13 protein-coding genes are annotated in these 20,086 nt (G+C 59.2%); 12 read left to right on the forward strand and 1 reads right to left on the reverse strand.

Going from position 1 to position 20,086, the window contains the following annotated elements; translation table 11 throughout:
• The first annotated feature begins 122 nt into the window (after nucleotides 1–122).
• The 7 genes from FBX97_RS25170 to FBX97_RS30430 all read left to right on the forward strand — a co-directional run bounded on the left by FBX97_RS25170 (nucleotide 123) and on the right by FBX97_RS30430 (nucleotide 11,928).
• Nucleotides 123–2,519 (forward strand): EAL domain-containing protein, encoded by a 2,397-nt coding sequence (locus FBX97_RS25170; RefSeq protein ID WP_141837874.1) that lies wholly within the window; start codon nucleotides 123–125, stop codon nucleotides 2,517–2,519.
• A 249-nt stretch (nucleotides 2,520–2,768) separates the two neighbouring features.
• Entirely contained in the window at nucleotides 2,769–3,212 is a 444-nt protein-coding gene (locus FBX97_RS25175; protein ID WP_141837876.1) for a pentapeptide repeat-containing protein, read from the forward strand.
• Nucleotides 3,213–4,147: 935 nt separating this feature from the next.
• Nucleotides 4,148–4,465, forward strand: coding sequence for an EAL domain-containing protein (locus FBX97_RS25185; protein WP_370457344.1), 318 nt, complete (start codon nucleotides 4,148–4,150; stop codon nucleotides 4,463–4,465).
• A 313-nt stretch (nucleotides 4,466–4,778) separates the two neighbouring features.
• Nucleotides 4,779–7,124: a bifunctional diguanylate cyclase/phosphodiesterase gene (locus FBX97_RS25190; protein WP_185748745.1), complete on the forward strand. Its 2,346-nt coding sequence runs from the start codon at nucleotides 4,779–4,781 to the stop codon at nucleotides 7,122–7,124.
• A gap of 158 nt (nucleotides 7,125–7,282) precedes the next feature.
• On the forward strand, nucleotides 7,283–9,214 hold the full coding sequence (locus tag FBX97_RS25195) for a bifunctional diguanylate cyclase/phosphodiesterase (RefSeq protein ID WP_141837882.1): 1,932 nt from the start codon (nucleotides 7,283–7,285) through the stop codon (nucleotides 9,212–9,214).
• A 261-nt stretch (nucleotides 9,215–9,475) separates the two neighbouring features.
• A complete protein-coding gene (locus FBX97_RS25200) occupies nucleotides 9,476–10,303 on the forward strand; it encodes a transporter (protein WP_255517629.1) in 828 nt (275 codons plus the stop codon).
• 17 nt (nucleotides 10,304–10,320) lie between these two features.
• A complete protein-coding gene (locus FBX97_RS30430) occupies nucleotides 10,321–11,928 on the forward strand; it encodes a methyl-accepting chemotaxis protein (protein WP_141837884.1) in 1,608 nt (535 codons plus the stop codon).
• A gap of 777 nt (nucleotides 11,929–12,705) precedes the next feature.
• Here the strand turns inward: FBX97_RS30430 and FBX97_RS25210 are convergent.
• Entirely contained in the window at nucleotides 12,706–13,656 is a 951-nt protein-coding gene (locus tag FBX97_RS25210; protein WP_255517630.1) for a LysR family transcriptional regulator, read from the reverse strand.
• A gap of 105 nt (nucleotides 13,657–13,761) precedes the next feature.
• On the opposite strand from FBX97_RS25210, the gene FBX97_RS25215 reads away from it, so the two are divergent.
• The 5 genes from FBX97_RS25215 to FBX97_RS25235 are packed head-to-tail and all read left to right on the forward strand — an operon-like array spanning nucleotide 13,762 to nucleotide 19,947.
• Nucleotides 13,762–14,613 carry a fumarylacetoacetate hydrolase family protein gene (locus tag FBX97_RS25215; RefSeq protein WP_141837885.1) on the forward strand — a complete coding sequence of 284 codons (852 nt, stop codon included), beginning with the start codon at nucleotides 13,762–13,764 and terminating at the stop codon, nucleotides 14,611–14,613.
• Nucleotides 14,614–14,645: 32 nt separating this feature from the next.
• Nucleotides 14,646–16,748, forward strand: a complete 2,103-nt coding sequence (locus FBX97_RS25220) for a hydantoinase/oxoprolinase family protein (protein ID WP_141837887.1) — start codon at nucleotides 14,646–14,648, stop codon at nucleotides 16,746–16,748.
• Entirely contained in the window at nucleotides 16,748–18,529 is a 1,782-nt protein-coding gene (locus tag FBX97_RS25225) for a hydantoinase B/oxoprolinase family protein (protein WP_141837889.1), read from the forward strand. The genes FBX97_RS25220 and FBX97_RS25225 overlap by 1 nt, the downstream gene beginning before the upstream one ends.
• Before the next feature lie 7 nt (nucleotides 18,530–18,536).
• Nucleotides 18,537–18,911, forward strand: a complete 375-nt coding sequence (locus FBX97_RS25230) for a hypothetical protein (protein WP_141837892.1) — start codon at nucleotides 18,537–18,539, stop codon at nucleotides 18,909–18,911.
• Nucleotides 18,912–18,921: 10 nt separating this feature from the next.
• Complete coding sequence (locus FBX97_RS25235) at nucleotides 18,922–19,947, forward strand: GTP-binding protein (RefSeq protein ID WP_141837894.1); 1,026 nt, start codon at nucleotides 18,922–18,924, stop codon at nucleotides 19,945–19,947.
• Nucleotides 19,948–20,086: the final 139 nt, after the last annotated feature.

A 20,086-nucleotide genomic window follows, 5' to 3' on the forward strand; every position in this document is an offset into this window, starting at 1 on the left:
CGTCATCGACATCGGTACTTGAGATATCGAGACTGGGTCAACCTCTGAACGTTTCTCTACTGTGTGTGGAGTTGGCCTGTACTGACGTTAGTATCAGGAACCAGATAAAAAAAGGTTGAGAGATGTATTTCGACGGCATATACAGCGATAACGAAAGGTTTTTTCGTGCCATGCTGCAGCTCAGCAGCTCTCCGATCATCATTACGGACGCGCGGGCACCCGACAACCCGATGGTCCTCGTCAACCCTGCCTTCGAAGTCATTACTGGATACCGCGCCGACGAAGTCATTGGCCGAAACTGCCGGATGTTCCAAAATGATGACCGGGACCAGCCGGGCCGAGTGGCGTTTGCCAATGCTATTCTTGCGGGCAGGCCATGCGAAGTTACATTACGAAACTATCGCAAAGATGGTGAGATGTTCTGGGCTCGCATCTACATGTTTCCGGTCACCGATACCCATGGCACGATCATCAATTTCGTAGCCATCCAACATGATGTCACTGTTGAAACCGAGCTCGTGCAAGCGCTCAAGGAAAAACAGGCATTCATCGATACGTCGCCCGATATCTATCTAAAAATCGCGCCGGACCTGAGGATCGTCCACGCTGGCGGCGCCTGCGAAGCCGTCTCCGGGTGGCCGGCGCATGACATCATCGGACGTAATGCTGCACTGTTCCTCCAACCGGAGCGCTTGGTCGAAGCCAAGGAAAAGGTCACGGCGCTGCTAGCGCAAAGCCAACCCAGCCGGTTTAACGCGGAGTTTACCTGCAGAGCCGGCACCAGGGTACTAATCGAATGGAGCGCAACCCGTACCGAAGATTCTGGTCTCCTACTGCTGGTCGGCCGCGACATCACGGCCAGGCGCACCGCCGAACGTGAAGTCATGCGCGCCAACGCGCAGATCGCGGCGATCCTGTCGAGGATTACGGAAGGCTGTTTATCGCTCGATCGGAGGTGGAATTGCACCTATGTCAATGACAAGGCGAGCGAATGGCTCAACCGGCCCGCAGGCGTTCTCGTTGGAAAGAATTTCTGGGATGAGGTACCGGAGGCAATTGGGAGCGAATTCCATGACACGTACCATCGTGTGATGCGCACGCAGCAGTTCGGCCAATGCGAGGCCTACTATGCACCGGCCGGAAGGTGGCTGGAGGCTCGCGTCTACCCTTCCGGCGACGGGCTGACGATATTCCTGCTCGACATCTCTGAACGCAAGGAACACGAAATGACCCTAGTATACAGGGCCATGCATGACGCGTTGACCAGCCTGCCGAACCGAATCGCCGGCCTGCATATGCTCAACCAACTTCTTCGCACTGGGTCCAGCGAAGGCGGCATTGCAGCCTTGTTCATCGACCTGGATCGCTTTAAGGAAATTAACGACACGTTCGGTCACGCGGCGGGTGATGAGGTGCTCAAGCAGATCGGCAGCCGATTGTCGGGCTTCTGTAGCAAGACCTGCTATCCAGCTAGGATAAGCGGTGACGAATTCGTCATCATCGTGTCCCGCTGCACTGACTCAGTGGCCAAGGATCTTGCGTTACGGGTCTTGGAATGCATCGCTGTGCCGATGACGGTCGATGGACGCGACATCACGCTAGGTGCAAGCATTGGCGTCTCGATTACACATGACGGCAGGATCACTGCCGACGACCTGATCAACCAGGCAGACACCGCCATGTATGTGTCGAAGTCGAAAGGCAGGCACGCCCTGACGCTGTTCGACGCCAAGATGGACCAGTGGAACCTGAGGCGTCGCCGCTTGCGCCAGGATATGCTGCAGGCGCTTCATCTTGGCGAATTCCTGCTGCATTACCAACCCCAGGTCAGTTTGCGCAGTGACAAAGTCGTGGGCGTTGAAGCGCTCGTTCGCTGGCAACATCCGGAGTTTGGTCTACTGTACCCCGCCGCATTCCTAGACATTGCGGAGGAATCGCCACTCATCATCGAACTGGGCGATTGGGTGTTCAATGAGGCGTGCCGCCAGTTAAGACAGTGGCAAGACAACGGTCATACGCTGCAGATGTCAATCAACGTATCTGCGCGGCAGTTGGCTAGTCGTGACATGACGAGGATGATGGCGGAAGCAATCGAGCGGTATGGAATTCGTGCACAGGACATTAAGCTCGAAGTAACAGAAAGTATGTTGGCGCAGGATTTTGACGCATCGGCGGAACTGCTGTCGGACCTCAAGCAAATGGGTTTCCGGATCGCACTAGACGATTTCGGCACAGGCTATTCGAACTTGTCGTATATCAGCCGGCTCCCTGTTACCGCCATCAAGATCGACCGGTCCTTCCTGACCCGGCTGACAACCGACATGAACGCGTTGTCGCTAATCAAAGGTATCGTCGCCTTGGGCAAGTCGCTGGATTTAATTGTCATTTGCGAAGGCGTTGAAACAACGCAACAGCGTGCCATGCTCGAGACGACCGAATGCGACAGCATTCAAGGCTACATCATCAGCAGCCCATTGCCAGCGGAAACTTTCCATTCCAAATTTCTTGAAGCCATGTGAAAGGTGACGTTCCCAACTGTGCCGTTAGCCATAACCGAACAACCAAAGCACATGACTGGAACGCCGTTCCGAGTTGCTAATGGGCGCCAGTGGCCAGAAGGGTTGTGTCGAATTAAAAATCCGCAGTCGCGGTTTTCCTAACAAAGGCGTTTCCCTTAGAACGCTTAACAAAACCTTTTAGTTGCTCAGCAGGCAACAGCCGAGTACACTGATCCGTATCGACCGTCCGCAATCGGCCAGGAGCGGACATTGAAACTGGCAGTGCGTCGAAGCGCTGCCGCCCAATATGTCGCCATAAAGACTGGGTATATGTTATTTGAATCTGAGCAATTTCAAGGACGCCTTACTAAACCTGTCGGTTGGTCGGATCATGTCTTCCGCTACACCGAATTCACTGGAATTAACACAGAAGGCGGCGATGTTGACTCGGTGTTCGTGTCGTGCAAAATTGAAAACTGCGAATGGTACTGGGGACTGTTCAATCATGCGCTCTTCGTTGAAGTTGACTTCCACAATTGCACCTTTAGAGGCACCGCTTTTTCAGGCTCGAAGTTCATAGACTGCAACTTCAACAATTGTGAGTTTCTTAAAGACAACCTCGGTGCAAATTGCTCATTCGAGGATGTCGTTTGGTACGGGTGTACACAAAAGAACTGTACCGGACTCGAGCAAGAATTTCGCAATAAACGCTAATCCACGATAGGGTCGCAACTCAGATCGTAGGGTCGTCTAAATTGCTACAGTATGGTTGAGTTGCGAACGTCCGCAACGGGTCGATAGCGGACTGTTGACATAAGTCAGTTCAACTCGACATTGCATGCTGGATAATTAAAAATTTGATCAAAGATCCGCTGCCACAGACCTGGAATATGTTCGCCGTTCACTTGGCCTGTTAAGTACTCGCATAATGACTGACCAAGTAACGCCCGCGTCCACCAATTCTTTTGCCGCGCTAACTGCGCCATGGGAAGCGGCAGCGTGGATAGCGGCATCGATGAGTAAAGCTGTAAGACGGTCTGATCTGCGGTTCATCAATCTACATTGCGCGCTCTACATGGCATGCGTTTGACCTTGATCAATGTCTCGTCAAATTGCTCAAAGATTTACCAGCATATTTGGTGACAAGCTTAGTGCTGGTAGATCACGCAAATGCCCCGAACTGGGCCGCGCTGGACTAGAAGCTATCATCTAAGATTAGTAGTCTTTATGCGTATTGTCGGCTAGCTTGAAGTACCTGACGCAGGCGGCGCGGTCCTTTCTACGACTACCGACGATATGGACGTTCGTGGCACATCGGACGAGCTGCGAATGAGCGTGTATTTGTTGATTAATGCAGCGGATGACTTGGCACGTGCAGAAGCCAGCGATCTGGACCTGAACACATGTGTCTTGCTAGAGAACTCCAACTCTGCTGCTAGTGTTGGTCTATGGATCAACATTGTGCGGCAGAGTAGTGGAGGCAATTCGATACCTCTTAAGGGGCGGACACGTGATTGCGGAACGTTGGCAACAGCATCAATGAAGTGGCAGCAATCCACGTTTGGTAGTGACTGCACCATGTCGCCCAGCGGGAAGGTTTGGGGGCACTTTTGGGGGCATTTTCTCGGAAACGAAGGTAGCTATCATTCTTGAATAGGACTTCCCCTCTCGCCTACCTGAAGCGTTTCTCGCTTACCGAACTGAAGATCGACCGCAGCTTCGTGCAGGACTTGCCGGGCGAGGCCCATGCCGGCGCGATCGTCGACGCCATCCTGGCGCTGGCACGCACGCTCGACCTTGACGTGGTGGCCGAAGGCATCGAGACCTGCGAGCAGCGTGACTTCCTGATGGCGCGGCTGCCTCCTGCTGCAAGGCTACCTGCTCGGCAAACCGCTTCCCATCGCCGAGTTCGAAGCTGGCTATGGGGCGGCCACGCGCTGAGCCGGCAACGATTCCTTCGGCGTTGACCTGCTGTAAGCGTCGTCCTGGCGTCTCGTTCCATGCGATCTCAAGGTCCAGCGATTCACGGCAGTGTGCGTTTCCGATACACGGGGTTCGAAAGATACCAATAAAAATTGCCCCATGGAACATTTTTTGTTACTGTGGTCTGGTACAAAGGTGCCTTACAAGCGCATCTTCTAATTTCAGCGTGCCACGTCTTGCACGCATTGCACGTATGCCTCCGGCATTCTGTTGTGTCCGTTTGCCCAATCCCCGCGCGCGATTCTCCATTCGCTTCAGAAGGCCGACACTTCATGCAGCCCCATGCCCGTTAACGCCATGTACAAGAATACGTTTTTGCTCCTCAATGCCGTATGGTCCACCGACAGCGACGGTATCCTTGGCTTTTTGCTGGAAGATCATCCTGGCCTGCTAGGTATTGTGCCGGGGCAGTGTTTGCAAGACTGGATGACCCAAGTGAGCGTTGAGCACGAGAGCCGATGCCCTGCCGCTTTCATTCCGGGCCAATCATTTTGTGTCGAGTTGGATATCACGGCTTCCAACGGGCACGCTCACCGGGTGCTTGTTACAGGTTTGCCGCAGGGGACTGGAACCGAAGTAGGGTATTCCGGCGCCATTGTCGACCTGACGGTCCACTGTCGGGCACTGGACGATGCGTTAAGCAAGGCACGTCAGTCCAGCCTGATTATCGAACACAGCGATGACCTGATCGCGCACAGCGGACCAGACGGACGCTACCTGCACGTCTCGCCGTCCTACACTCGCTTGATGGGATGGAAGCCGGAGCAGATGGTAGGCCGCCCTGTGATCGAATTTCTACATCCCGACGATCGCGCTTCCGCGCACGATGCGCTCCTCTACCTGGTGTCGCCCAACGCGCGGCCGCTTGTGACCGAGGTCCGCAAACGCAACGCCGTGGGCGAATACGCTGCACTTGCCACCAAGGCATGTCCCGTCATCGATCCGGTAACCGGTCGTAGCCAGGGAGTCGTGATGGTCTCGCGCGACATTACCGAGGAACAGGCCATGCGCGGCCAATTGCGCGATCTGGCAAACGAGAAGCTTGCGCTCGTCGACAGTATCGATGACGGGTTTTTTTCGGTGAACGCGGAATGGCACATCACGTATGTCAATCAGCGTGCGGCGGCATTCGTCGGGGCGACTCGGGATGCCGTCCTGGGGCGACGGGTTTGGGATGTGGCGCCTGGTTTGGCGGAGTCTCCGATCGGCGTCCATCTACGCGAGGCCATGGCGACGCGCGAGAGTGTCAGTTTTGAAGCGTTCTACGAGCCGAACAGCGTATGGTTGAGCGAACGAATTTATGCCTATGCCGACGGCTTGTCCGTATTTTTCCACGACATCAGCGAAAGGAAGGCCGCGGAAGCGAAGCTCGAAGAACTCGCCACGCGCGACAGCCTGACTGGCCTTCCTAACCGCGCCTGGATCAATAGCCGGGTCGACGACATGCTCAAGCGCACAAGTCAGGCTGGCCTGGCCACCATTTTCTTCATCGACCTGAACCGGTTCAAGGAGATCAACGATTCTATGGGGCACGCAACCGGCGACCTTTTGCTGCAGCAAGTCAGCGAACGTTTGTGCCAGTGCATGCGACCCGGGGATGTCGTCGCACGCTTGGGCGGGGACGAATTCGTGGTGGCTGCGTCCTGCACCGGCCGTGAAGCTGCGACCGCTATAGCGCAGCGCCTGCTTGGCCAGTTGAAGGCGCCTTTCTACGCAGATGGCCTCGAGATGTGCGTGGGCGCATCCATCGGGATCTGCCTTGCCTCCCCGGGCGTGACAACACAACAATTGTTCCAGAGCGCAGATACGGCGATGTATAAGGCGAAAACGTCCGGTACGGGCGGCTTTGCGTTCTACGATCCATCGATGTGTGTCGAGGCCAAGCGGGCGCTGACGCTCGAGATGGCTCTGAACAAAGCCCTCGAGCTCAACGAATTCGAAGTCTATTATCAGCCACGCGTGGATCTGCGTACCAAGCGGATCCTGGGGCTCGAAGCACTGCTGCGCTGGAATCATCCGGAACTCGGGCAAATCTCGCCGCTCGAATTCATTTCACTAGCCGAGGAGCGCGGCCATATCGAAGCCATCGGCCAATGGGTGCTCCTGCAAGCCTGCCATGCGGTCAAGATGCTCAACGCTCGATTTGGTCTTGATCTTCGGATGTCCGTGAATGTATCTGCGCGCCAACTGCGTTCGCATTCGTTTGTGGAACAAGTGCTGCATGCGCTGGAGGCATCGAACGTCGATCCAGCATCGATCGAGTTGGAAGTGACGGAAAGCGCGCTGATCGTCGACCTTGGGCAATCAGGAGACATGCTGCGTCGCTTGAAGCAGGAAGGTATCCGGCTATCGCTTGATGATTTTGGTACGGGGTATTCGAGCATGTCGTACTTGAGGCAGCTGCCGGTCGACATACTCAAACTCGATCGTTCTTTCGTCAATCAGGATGCCAGTGGATTTGGATTCGTTGCGGCGCTGGTTAATATGGCACATGCATTGGGCCTTTCGGTTGTTGCGGAAGGGATCGAAACAACTGAACTGATGGGGAAGCTCGAGGGGATGGGTTGTGACGAAGGGCAGGGCTACTTGTTCGCACAGCCGATGCCATTAGATGCCGTCGAAGAATACCTGACACGTAGTTGAACATGCTCGCTGGTAGCGCACCATAGGCTGCAAACGCCGTTGGCAAGACGCCTTTCCCCCGATGCGCGCCAAAATATTCTTACCCGGTAAACGATCTCTCTATCTGTGCCCACCCTGCCGACTGGCAGCAATAAGATCAGCCGCGCGGCTGTGTTGATATGGTCTTCTCCTCTTCATTGTGTACCTCATTCCCCACGGCGCACGTGGGCGCTTCCAGCGAACCTGCGCGGATTGCTGCGCTGCGCGCGACCAGGCTGCTCGACACGCCGCCGGAAGAGACGTTCGACCATATCACCCGGATAGCTTGCGATGCGCTTAAAGTACCGATGGCGCTGGTTTCCCTGGTCGATCAGGAGCGCCAATGGTTCAAGTCGAGACAAGGGCTCGACATCGAGGAGACGCCGAGATCTTCTTCGTTCTGTGCCCACGCCATTCGGCTCGATGGCATCATGCTTGTACCGGACGCCACGCTGGACCCGCGCTTCGCCCGCAATCCGCTGGTGACCGGTGACCCGCATATTCGTTTCTATGCCGGCGTTCCACTGCTTGGCCCAGGTGGGCACGCGATCGGCACGCTGTGCGTCCTGGACCGGATACCGCGCAGCCTCACGGAAAGTGAATTGCGTATTCTGTCTGGCCTGGCCCACATGGCGCAGGAACTGATCCGGCTGCGACAAGTGGCGCTGGCGTCTACTGCGCTCCTATACTCGAAGGACGAACATGGGATCTCGGCTTTGACAGACGAACTGGGCAGCGTGTTGACGCGCGACTTCCTAACCGGTCTTCCCAACCGCGTCCAACTCGAGGAACGGATGCGGCAAGCCATGCCGGTCTGGCAAGACGAGGATGCGTTGGCGACAGTCGTACTGATTGATGTCGACAATTTCGGTGGAATCAACAGCGCACTGACACATCGTGCTGGCGACTCTGTTCTGGTGGAGTTGAGCCGGCGCCTGCGCACAGCGGTCGACGAAGGCGATCTGGTGGCACGCGTTGGTGGCGACACGTTCGCCGTCCTGTTGCGTCAATGCGTTAGCGGCGACGACCTCGCGGTCCGCCTCGACCGTGTGTGGCAAGTCGCGCAATTCAGTCTGCAGGTAGGTGAACGGCAGATCAGTGTCACCAGCGGTATCGGCTTTTCCCGTTTCCCCGCAGATGGCAGCGACGTGGACACCTTGCTTAACGCGGCCAGCATGGCGGTACGCCAAGCCAAGCAGACTGGCCAGGGCGGACTCCAGCCTTTTTCTGCGGGAGCATCCGGTTGGGCCAGGAATTACCTGTTGGAACATGATCTTGGACGTGCCATCCAAAATGGCGAACTCGAATTGCATTATCAGCCAAAACTCGACCTGGCGACCGAACGCGTGATCGGCGTCGAGGCCCTCGTGCGCTGGCGCCATCCGACAAGAGGGGTAGTCGGTCCCGGCGAATTCATTCCGCTCGCCGAACAGAATGGTCTCATTGTCCCGATGAGTCTCTGGATCATCGATCAGGCCTGCGCGGAACTGGCACGCTGGAGGACGCTCGGCATCGAGTCGGTGACCATGGCCGTCAACCTGTCGAGTCGCCTGTTTACGACCGTGGGCCTGGTGCAAGCAATCGCCGACATGCTTCGGCGTCACGACTTGCCCGGGGACTTGCTCGACTTGGAAGTGACCGAAAGTGGATCGATGGCGGACCCGCTTCTGGCGGCACGCCTGATGAACGAACTCAAACTGTTGGGGGCAACCATCAGCGTGGACGATTTTGGTACCGGCTATTCGAGCCTGAGCTACTTGAAGGACTTCCCGGTCGATACAATCAAGATCGACCGTTCATTCGTGGTCGGGATGTTGGAAAGTGACGGTACCCTGGCCATCCTGCAGGGCATGATGGCGACCGCACGCCGCTTGGGGCTCAAGATCGTAGCCGAAGGTGTCGAAACGGCCGCCCAGCGTGATCTGCTACGGCGCGAACAATGCGACATCGTCCAAGGCTTTCTGTACAGCCGGCCGCTACCCGCAAATGCCTGTCTCGCGTTTCTGATCAAAAACTTGGCACCGGCGGGCGCGCATGACTCGCCTCAATCTCTTACCGACGCCCCTGGGTGAGTGCCCGAGCCTCTGGCCAGTGATCGAACCAGGTATTGCGATCACCGCCTAGGCGGTAGGTCGCTCAACTTGGCTTTCTCCTCGTCGAAGCATGTACATGCCGCCGTTGAATGCTCTGGACTGCGTGTGGATGTCGGTCGCATGATGTCATGTTGTCATGAATTGTTGCGCAGTAAATACAGTTGACTGTGATTCGGTCTTATTTCTATGTGGAAATTTATTCGTTGCTCGACTGGCTATGCGTGCTCATGGATACTAATCATGTTTCCAACATGTACACCGATCATGGTCCACGTAGCCCCGTTTTCCCGTATTCTCGCCGTGTTATGTCTGACGTTCTGTGGCTGTGTGCATGCCGCAGGAGATGACACTATTTCCACCGACCGTCCGGATTTCGTCGAATCCAGCCAAGTCGTCGGCAGGGGCCGGGTCCAGCTCGAAACCAGCGTCCAGTGGGACCGCCAGCGCAGCGACGCCAGCCGTGAGCGTACCTTCAGTACCCCAACGCTGCTTCGCATTGGCGTGGGCGAAAGCACCGAGCTGCGCATCGAGACGGATGGTCGTACCGTCGTCCATGCTTCATCCTCTTCAAGCGGCGTGCGCGCAAACACGGCCGGTTATGCGGATAGCGCGGTCGGCGTGAAATGGCACCTTGCGGACCAACAGGACCGGCAAGCCTCGCTCGGGTTACTGCTGCATGCGGACTTGCCCAGCGGTAGCCGCGAGCTGCGCGGCCATGGTGTGCGGCCGTCGCTGCGTTTAGCCGCCGAATGGGATCTGGCTCAGGACCTTTCCTTCGGCATCATGCCGGGCGTCGCCGTTGACCGAGGTGATGACAACAGACGTTATGGTTATGGCATCCTGGCCGCGACCGTTGGCAAGGAATTCGACGAGCGCGTGCGGGGCTTCGTTGAGCTGGCAGCGCCGCAGATCGCACGCGCATCGTCCGGTGGCACCCAGGCCAGCTTCGACACCGGCCTGACTTACCTGATCGACAAAGATATCCAGGCCGACTTCCTGCTGATGCATGGTTTGAACCGCCGCACGCCCGACCTGAGCGTGGCAATCGGCTTGTCGGTACGCATGTAACAGCAATCGAGGAAGACATGAAGAGCGTTACTATCAAACTGCGCCTGCTGGCCTCGAACCTGGGTGCGATCATCTTCGTAATCCTGGTCGGCGCAATCGGCTACCGTAGCGTCGGTGAACTCGATGCGGCCATGGATTCGATTACCGATAACGGCAGCGCGATCAAGGATCAGATGGGGGCCGATCAGTTACACGATGCGCTGCGTGCCGACGTGCTTGCGGCCCTGCTAGCTGGCGCCAGCGAAGATGCCGCCGAACGCGATGCGATCAAACGCGACACCACCGCCCACATCGCGCTGTTCCGCAAGCTGATGGCCAGCCTGGACAAGACCGCCGATCCGGCCGTTCGCCAGGCGATAGCGCAAGTCCGCCCGGACATCGATCCCTACCTTGACGGTGCTGAGAAAATGGTGGCGCTGGCAATGTCGGACGTGGCGGCAGCACGCCAGGCGCAGCCGGCATTCATGGTTACCTTCCACAAGCTCGAGCAAAGTATGGAAAACCTCAGCGAGCGCATTGAGCAGGCATCGGAAACGACGCGGATCGCCGGCGATGATACGGTGGCAAAGGCCAAGCAGCGCATCTTGCTGAGCGCACTGGCGGCAGCGCTGGTAGTGATCGGGAGCGGCCTGCTGCTGTCGCGCTCGATCCGCGGTCCTCTCGACGATGCGATCAGCTTCGCCTACCGCATCGCCGAAGGCAGGCTGGACGCCGAAATTGAATGTGCGCCGGACGATCGCACCGAAACCGGCCAGCTCAAACTATCCCTGCGTAGTATGCGCGACAGCCTGCGTCAAATTGTCGGCAACGTTCGCGGCGGCACCGATTCCATCGCCACCGCGGCCAGCCAGATCGCCGCCGGTAACAGCAACCTCTCGAGCCGCACCGAGAGCCAGGCCAGCTCGTTGGAGGAAACCGCTTCCTCGATCGAGCAGTTGACTTCGACCGTCCGGCAGAACGCCGACAACGCCCGCCAGGCCAACCAGCTGGCGCAGTCGGCCTCAAACGTCGCAGTGCGCGGTGGCGAGGTGGTGGGCCAAGTGGTGGAAACCATGAGCGCGATCGACAGCGCGGCGCGCCGCATTGTCGATATCATCGGCGTGATTGAAGGTATTGCCTTCCAAACCAACATTCTCGCGCTGAACGCGGCGGTAGAAGCCGCCCGGGCCGGCGAGCAAGGGCGAGGCTTTGCGGTGGTAGCGGGAGAAGTACGCAACCTGGCCCAGCGCGCCAACAGCGCAGCACGCGAAATCAAGCAGCTGATCGACGATTCTATGCACCAGGTCGGCCTTGGTAGCAGCCTGGTTGGCGAGGCTGGCAGCACGATACAGAGCGTGGTCGAGAGTGTACGCCGGGTCAGCGACGTGATTGGCCAGATCAGCGCTGCCAGCCGCGAGCAGGAAGACGGTATCGGCCAGGTCAACTGCGCCATCGTCGAAATCGACAGTGCGACCCAGCAGAACGCGGCCTTGGTCGAGGAGGCCAGCGCGGCCGCTGCGGCAATGGAGCAGCAGGCTCAACAGTTACGCCAACTAGTTGGCAGTTTCACATTGGTCGCCGACGAGAGCAGCAGCGGTTTGACCAGACGATATGCCAATCCGCCGGCGCTGACATGTTCTAACTAAGCTCACCTACATACTGTATGCAGTTCAGCGGCACAAAGGGAGAGCGTGTCAGGGCGATGCTTAGCCAATGCCCATTACTGCTGGGTCAAGGTCGCTGCACTTTCTATGGTACCGCCCATGGTAGTTGCCCCAAACGGGCAGCAAAAGGCTTGCCAATTCAAACACTTGCCTCGGCCATTTATAATAGAGTGGGAGTGACAGAAATTCAGTAAGTGACTGAATTAAAAGAGAAACTTGAAAAGCCGTTGATCATTCAAGCGAATTATTTATTGCCCCTGAAATGCCTCGGCTTGCTAGGCATTCCACTTACTAAGCCCCTGATTGCAGGGGCTTTTTTATTGGCCAGACTGACAATTTCGGGCATTGACAGATAGTGCCAAGCAAAAGATTTTATTGGTATCAAACATGGGGCATGATGAAATCCATACATTTGCTCACATGACGTGACCACGGTCTGTTTATCCGAAGCGAGGAAAGTCCTCGGCAGCTGGCATCTGTTCTCGAACACAACCGCAGCAAACGCTGCCGTTTGTCATTGTTCAGGCCAGCGGCAATCCAGCGTTCATAGGTACGAAAGACCAAAATTGTATCGACGTGGCCGAGTTGAGTTGCGACGTAGAGCGGATTCGCACCAAGCATCAGCAAGCTCGACGCGTACGTGTGACGCGCTTGGTGGGCCGGCGTCAAGTTCATTGTCGTCGACTGGCGCCTGACCCTGGTGGCGCTGCTGCCGTTTCGCTGATCATCAGATAAAGTTTGCCGTGTGCCTGTTCGTGCTCAGCCGATGGGCACAGTAAGTGGACCTTCTGTCATTTCCTTTGCAACATCCTGAATCAATTGCTTCACGGTGCGGCCCGCCAGCGTCAGCGGTCCGTGCTGCGAGATCGCCAGCGCGATATATCGTGACAGTTGCGGCTCAACGATGGCAGCGGACTGCAGCGGCACCGACTTGCTGGCGCCGGCAATCGCGTAGGGTCCGAGCAGGGCATACATGCCCCCATTGCTGACGATACGCGTCTGCAATGCCAATGAATCGACCTCGGCCGCAACATTCAAGGCAAGCCCGTGCTCCTTGGCCAGCTGATCCAACTGGTCCCGCCACGAGCTAGGCCGACAGAACATCACGAGCGGCAAACCGTTGAGCGCCTTGAATGGCACTACGGCGTTCCGTGTCAGCCCATCCCCTTCCGGACCCACGAGATAGGTTGGCACCTGCGTCAGGTAGATATCGCCATGATTCGGGACCGGGCTGTGACGGTAAAGGATCGCCAGATCCACGTCGCCGCTCTCCAGCCAGGTTTCCAGCTGGGCCCCTTGTCCTTCACGGAGCATCAGCTGGATCAGCGGATAGCGTTCCTTCAGCCTGTAAAACAGGGTGCTTGCCATCGGATGGGCTGTGGAAGGCAGTATGCCGATACGTACCGTCCCAACCGGCGTCCCGGCCGTGGCACGAATATCGTTCGTCAGCTGGTCGGTATCGGCAATCCATCCGCGGATACGCGGCGCAATGCGGCGCCCAAGTTCGGTCAAGGTCACACCGCGCCCGGTGCGTACGAACAGGCGTCCCCCGCATTCACGCTCGAGTTCGCCAATCTGGCGGCTGATGTGAGGCTGTGTCGTTCCGTACGCTGTTGCCGCCTTGCTCAGGCTGCCCAGTTCACTCACCACGATAAACAGTTTCCACGCCGAATAATCGATCGCATCATCGTGACTTGCTTTTTTAGGCATAGCTGAAATGTCCGACAGATATATTCTGGCATAGCCTAACACAACCTACACTTGGTCAACCAACCGAACCCATCGATTGGTCAATAAATCAGAGGAGACTCGCAGATGAGAATCGTGGCATACGAAATCGATGGAAAAGCCGCTTATGGCGTGCTGTCCGGCGACCAGATCATTAATCCTGGCAAGGCATTTCTGGAGCGTTATCCGGACGTCCGCTCGGTCCTGGATGGCGCGGCCTTGCCTGGACTGCGCGAAGCCATTACCGCTGCGTCGGAGCCGCTCGCGCTGGCGAACGTGACCTTGACGCCGCCGGTGAACAATCCGCGCAAGGTGTTCTGCGTCGGCCTGAACTATAAATCGCATGTCGCCGAGACCAAGCGGCCAGATGCCGAGTATCCGTCCATCTTCGTCCGCTTCGCGGATTCCCTGACGGCGCACGGCGCCGGGCTGCTGTACCCGGGCAGCAAGTCGGAAAAATTCGATTACGAGGGCGAACTGGCGGTCGTCATCGGCAAGGCAGGGCAGGACATTGAAGAGTCCGATGCCATGGATTATGTGGCCGGCTATGCCTGCTTCAACGATGCCACCGTCCGCGACTGGCAGCGTCATACCCATCAATGGACCCCAGGGAAGAACTTTCCCGGCACCGGTGCTTTTGGCCCTGCGCTGGTGACGGCCGACGAAGTGGGTGACATCACACAGTGCGTGCTGACGACCCGACTGAACGGCCAGGTGATGCAGCATGCGTCCTTGTCCGACCTGATCTTCACCTTGCCCGTCATTATTTCCTATCTGTCGCGCTTTACCCCTCTCAGTCCGGGTGACGTGATCGCGACCGGTACGCCCGGCGGCGTCGGCGACCGCCGCGAGCCGCCGCTCTACATGAAACCCGGCGATACGGTCGAGGTGGAGATCAGTGGCGTGGGCCTGCTACGCAATACCGTCACGGCCGCCTAAGCCGACCATCGTACCCAAGAGGAGACATCAGCATGACTAAAACAAACTCGACCCCGACGCCCGGAACCGGTCACTTGCGGATCGCGGTCGATATCGGCGGCACCTTCACCGATCTGGCGATCCTGAACGAAAAGACGGGCGAACTGTCCTTCGGCAAGGCGCTGTCAACCCACGGCCAACTGGTCAACGGCATCCAGAACACGCTGGACAGTGCCGGTGCCCACGTGGAAAACGGCGGCCTGTTCCTGCACGGCTCGACCATCGCGATCAACACGCTGCTCGAGCGCAACGGCGCCAAGACTGCGCTGCTGATCACGCAGGGCTTCCGCGACATTTATGAAATCGGGCGCGTCAACCGTCCCGACGCATACAACCTGTTCTTTTCCAAGCACGAGCCCCTGATCCGCCGCTCGCTGCGCTTCGAAGTGCCCGAGCGCCTGCTCGCCGACGGCAGCGTGTACCACAAGCTCGACGAAGAGGCGGTGCGCGGCCTCGCGCACCAGCTCAAGGCCGAGGGTGTCGACGCGGTCGCCATCCTGCTGCTTCACTCCTACCGCAACCCCGCTCACGAAATCCGCGTCCGTGAAATCGTACGCGAGGAGATTCCTGGCGTCTTCGTCACCGCTTCGCATGAACTGTCGCAGGAATACCGCGAATTCGAACGCGTCTCGACCGTGGCCGCCAATGCCTACGTCGGCCCGCGCGTGTCCGCCTACCTTGGCGAACTCGAGACGCACCTGGAGCAGCAAGGCTTCCCGGGCGACTTCTATGCCGTGCAGTCTACCGGTGGCCTGTTCCCGCTGGACCATGCTCGTCGCGAATGCGTGCGCATGCTCGAATCGGGGCCGGCTGCCGGCGTGATCGGCGCCCAGGCCATCTGCGCGCAACTGGGCCTGGGTGATGCCATCGCGTTCGACATGGGTGGCACGACCGCGAAGGCCGGCGTCATCAACGATGGCAAGCCGCTGACCAGCAGCAGCGCCCTGATCGGCGGCTATGAAAAGGCCCTGCCGATCCAGATTCCGATGATCGACATCTTCGAGGTCGGCACCGGTGGGGGCAGCATCGCTCGCCTGGAAGTGGGCAATGCGCTGCGGGTGGGGCCGCAAAGCGCCGGCTCGATCCCGGGCCCGGTGTGCTACCAGCGCGGCGGTACCGAACCGACCGTGACCGACGCCAACCTCTTGCTGGGACGCCTCGACGAACACAACTTCCTCGGTGGCGAAATGCTGCTCGACAAGGACAATGCCTACCGGGCAATGCAGGTCAAGATTAGCGACCCGCTCGATATCGATCCGGTGAAGGCGGCCGATGGCATCCTGCGCATTGCGGTGACCTCGATGTCCCATGCAGTCAAGGCAGTGACCACCGAGCGCGGTCTGGACGCCGGCAGCTTCACGATGGTGGTCTATGGCGGTGCCGGTCCGCTGCATGCGTCGGCCATCGCCCGCGAACTCGGTATCCGCAAAGTCCTGATCCCGTTTGCACCCGGCTACTTCTCTGCCTATGGCATGTTGTTTTCCGACCTGCGCTACGACTACGTGCGCTCGGTCTTCCGCAAGCTCGACGACGTGTCGTTCGATGACATCGAAGCGATCTACGCCGGGATGGAGGCCGAAGGCCGGGCCGCGCTGGCGCAGTCCGCAGTCACTCCGGAAGAGATCGTGATCGAGCGCGCCGCTGACATGCGCTATGTCGGCCAGGAGCACGCGGTTGCCGTCGACCTGCCGACGGACTTCTTCGTGCGCCAGGACCGTGCCGCGATCAAGCAGCGCTTCGATGCGGTCCACGCCGTGCGCTACGGCACCTCGGCGCCGGCCGAGCCGGCGGACCTGGTCAGCCTGCGCGTCACGGTGCTGGGCGTCATGCGCAAGCCGCCCCGCCATGCTGTCGAGGAAGGCAGCACAACCCCTCCTGCAGAAGCTTTGCGTGCCCATAAGGACGTGTACTTCCGTTCCGCCAACGGCTTTGTCGCCACGCCGGTCTACAAACGGCACCTGCTGCGCAGCGGCAACCGTATCGCCGGTCCGGCCCTGGTCGAAGAACACGCCTCGACCACGGTCGTGCAGCCTGGCGACAAGGTGCTCGTCGACGTCTTTGGCAACCTGCAAATTTCCATCGGGAGTGAACTGTAATGAAAACCCAAGAGTACGCAGCCAGCACTGCCGGCGCATCGAACACCGTCGACGCCGTCACCGTCGAAATCATCCGTAACGGCCTGATCGCGGTGACGGAGGAAATGAAATCCAACCTCACCCGCACCGCCTACAACCTGATCATCTACGAGGCGCTCGACTTCACCGTGGGCCTGTTCACGACCGAAGGGGACTCGATCTCCATCGGCCTGGGCCTGCCGATGTTCATCCGCGGCATGAGCGAGACCGTAAAAGCGAAGATCCGCCACTTCGGCCTGGAGAACATCAAGCCGGGCGACATCCTGGTCACCAACGACGCCTATACCACGGGCAGCCACCTGAACCACTTCACGTTCACCATGCCGGTCTTCCACGAGGACGAGCTGATCGGCTTCACCTGCTGCATGGCCCACTGGCTGGACGTCGGGGGCACGCTCGGCCAGATCACCACCGACATCTACTCGGAAGGGATCCAGATCCCGATCGTCAAATACCGCAAGGAAGGCGTGGTGAACCAGGACCTGGTCGACATCATCGCGATGAACGTGCGCCTGTCCGAACGCGCGATGGGCGACCTGCGGGCCCAAATCACGGCCATCACCACGGGTGAGCGCCGCTACCTGGAACTGGTGAAGCGCTATGGCTGGCCGGCGGTGCGTGCGTCGGTGGTGCAGATCATGGATCACTCGGAGGCACTGGCGCGTGCCAACACGCTGACCATTCCCGACGGCGTCTACGAGGCCGAATCGTACATGGACGACGATGGCCTGGAAGTCGGCAAGCGCATTCCGATCCGGGTCAAGGTCATTGTCGAAGGCGACGGGATGACGGTTGATTTCACCGATGTGGCGAAGCAAGTGCGCGGCTTCTACAACTCGGGCTTCACGACCGGTATCGCATGCGCCCAGGTCGCGTACAAATGCCTGACCACGCCGACCGATTACCCGGTCAACGACGGCAGCTTCCGACCCCTCAAGGTGATCATGCCGATGGGGACCGTGATCAGCGCCGAGCGGCCCTTTCCGATGCGGGTGTGGATGACGTTCCCGATGACCGTGATCGACACCATCTTCAAGGCCCTCGCGCCCGCCATTCCCGACCGCGCGATCGCCGGTCACCACGCCGACCTGGTGTTCCCGAACATCCACGGCATCTCGCCCGAGGACGGTCGCCTGTTCATCGTCGGCATCGGGCCTCTGGGCGGCGGCTGGGGCGCCAAGTCGCGCGAAGATGGCGTCTCGGCCACGGTGTGCATCAACGACGGCGATACCCACAACAGCCCGAGCGAGCAGCTCGAGGCGAAATACCCGGTGCTGGTCGAAAGCTACCGCCTGCGCCAGGACAGCGCGGGCGCGGGGCGCCAGCGCGGCGGCCTCGGCGCGGAGATGGTTGTGCAGGCGCTGTCGCCATTCACCGTCACCACGCGTATCGATCGCGTGCACTGCAAACCCTGGGGCCTGGATGGCGGCCATGAGGCGGCAGGCAACGGCATCGGTATCCGGAAGGATGGGGTGTGGGACGAGAGCCATGCGAACGCCAAGATCTTCAATGTGCGCCTGGCGCGCGGCGACGCCTACAAGATGCTGTCCGGTGGCGGTGGCGGCTTCGGCGACCCGGCCGAACGCGATCCCGAACTGGTGGCGCATGATGTCCGCGAAGGCTATGTCAGCCGTGAGCAGGCAGAGGCCGCCTATCGCGTGATCGTCGGCGCCGATGGCCATGCCGATGCAGAGGCAACGGCGCGCCTGCGCAGCGCGGCATCGACGCCGGCCAACGTCTGAGGCAGCGATGGAGCACGCCACCCACGCTGTATCGGACGAGGCCCGGGAACTGCTCGATATCTGGGACCGCCTGGCGCGCCAGCACGTGGCGCTGGCGGGAAGCTGCGCCTGCAGTGTGGGTGGTGTCACGCTGCAGTTGCAGGACTTCGAGCAGGACATCGTCGATTACCTGCTCGGCCAGGCCGAGCGCAACGATCGCGCCGATGTCGCGGCGCTGCTGCGTCATCGTGGACGCGATGAGGATGGCAAGTGGAGCATCGGCGCATTGCTCGGCGCGCTGGCCGGCAAGGAAGCGCCGGCCGGCGCCGGCATCGACGCGCCGGCGTTCATCCTGACCCGCCTCGGCAAGACCTTGCGTTCATTCGCCAAACTTCATGGTTGAGAGGAGCCACATGAGCACGATTGCGAAAACCGCTCTCCCGCTGCCGGTCACGGTATTGACTGGTTTCCTGGGCAGCGGAAAAACCACCTTGCTCTCGCATATCCTGCGCGATCCCGCTTTCGCCCGTACCGCCGTCATCATCAACGAATTCGGGGAAGTCGGCCTCGATCACGACCTGCTGGAGCAGACACGTGAAGAGCTTGTCCTGCTGGCCAACGGCTGCGTGTGCTGCACGGTGCGCGGCGACTTGCTGGCCACGCTGAAGCGCCTGGCCGATGAAGGCGCGGTTCACGACATCGACCGGGTGGTGCTGGAAACCACCGGCCTGGCCGATCCGGCGCCGATTCTGCATACCCTGATGGCCGAGCCGTCGATCCGGGACCAATTCCGTTTTGACCGCCTGATCACCACCGTCGATGCGGTCAACGGCGCGGACACCCTTCATCGCCACGAAGCGGCGCGGCACCAGGCTGCCCTGGCCGACCGGCTGGTACTGACGAAAACCGACCTATGCACGCCGGAACAGCGCCAGGAGCTCGAAGGCTGGCTGGAAGCACTGAATCCAGGTGCGCCCCTATATCCGGCCTTTCAGGGCCAGATCGCGCCGGACGTCCTGTTCGGCGGCGCGACTTCGCACGAGGCAAGCGACAGCGACCAGTGGATTGCCCGCGCGGCAAGCCACGAGCATCACGGAGAGCATCACGACGACCACGCTCATCATCATGACGACGGTATCCGCTCGTACGCCGTGGTGCTTGACGAACCTGTCTCGTGGGGCGGTTTCGAGTCATGGCTGAATGTGATGACCGCCATGCGCGGCCCGGATCTGTTGCGGGTAAAGGGGTTGGTACAGGTGCGGGAACATCCGGACCGGCCTGTCGTCATCCATGGTGTCCAGCATGTGTTTCACCCGCCACGCATCCTCGATGCCTGGCCAAGTGACGATCGCCGCACCCGCCTCGTGTTCATCACCCGTGGCATCGATCCGGACGATATCGAGGCGACGCTTGCCGTTTTCGCAAACAGGCATGCATAGACGTATGTAGGCTGTGCCTGCGCATGAAACAGTCGCTTAATGCCCAGAATATTGCAAATAGGAAATAAAACGAAGTTTTTACCATAACCAGCAAGCTCACGTAGGCCGCGCAGACGGCATGAACATTCAATCACGGAGA

Source organism: Herbaspirillum sp. SJZ107 (genome assembly GCF_006715485.1).
GTDB lineage: Bacteria > Pseudomonadota > Gammaproteobacteria > Burkholderiales > Burkholderiaceae_D > Telluria.

Excerpts from the sequence above, each read along its gene's own strand:
- FBX97_RS25200 (WP_255517629.1), top strand. The coding sequence starts at position 9,476 with ATGTTTCCAACATGTACACCGATCATGGTCCACGTAGCCCCGTTTTCC.
- FBX97_RS25210 (WP_255517630.1), bottom strand. The coding sequence starts at position 13,656 with ATGCCTAAAAAAGCAAGTCACGATGATGCGATCGATTATTCGGCGTGG.
- FBX97_RS25220 (WP_141837887.1), top strand. The coding sequence starts at position 14,646 with ATGACTAAAACAAACTCGACCCCGACGCCCGGAACCGGTCACTTGCGG.
- FBX97_RS30430 (WP_141837884.1), top strand. The coding sequence starts at position 10,321 with ATGAAGAGCGTTACTATCAAACTGCGCCTGCTGGCCTCGAACCTGGGT.
- FBX97_RS25190 (WP_185748745.1), top strand. The coding sequence starts at position 4,779 with ATGTACAAGAATACGTTTTTGCTCCTCAATGCCGTATGGTCCACCGAC.
- FBX97_RS25170 (WP_141837874.1), top strand. The coding sequence starts at position 123 with ATGTATTTCGACGGCATATACAGCGATAACGAAAGGTTTTTTCGTGCC.
- FBX97_RS25225 (WP_141837889.1), top strand. The coding sequence starts at position 16,748 with ATGAAAACCCAAGAGTACGCAGCCAGCACTGCCGGCGCATCGAACACC.
- FBX97_RS25195 (WP_141837882.1), top strand. The coding sequence starts at position 7,283 with ATGGTCTTCTCCTCTTCATTGTGTACCTCATTCCCCACGGCGCACGTG.
- FBX97_RS25235 (WP_141837894.1), top strand. The coding sequence starts at position 18,922 with ATGAGCACGATTGCGAAAACCGCTCTCCCGCTGCCGGTCACGGTATTG.
- FBX97_RS25230 (WP_141837892.1), top strand. The coding sequence starts at position 18,537 with ATGGAGCACGCCACCCACGCTGTATCGGACGAGGCCCGGGAACTGCTC.
- FBX97_RS25215 (WP_141837885.1), top strand. The coding sequence starts at position 13,762 with ATGAGAATCGTGGCATACGAAATCGATGGAAAAGCCGCTTATGGCGTG.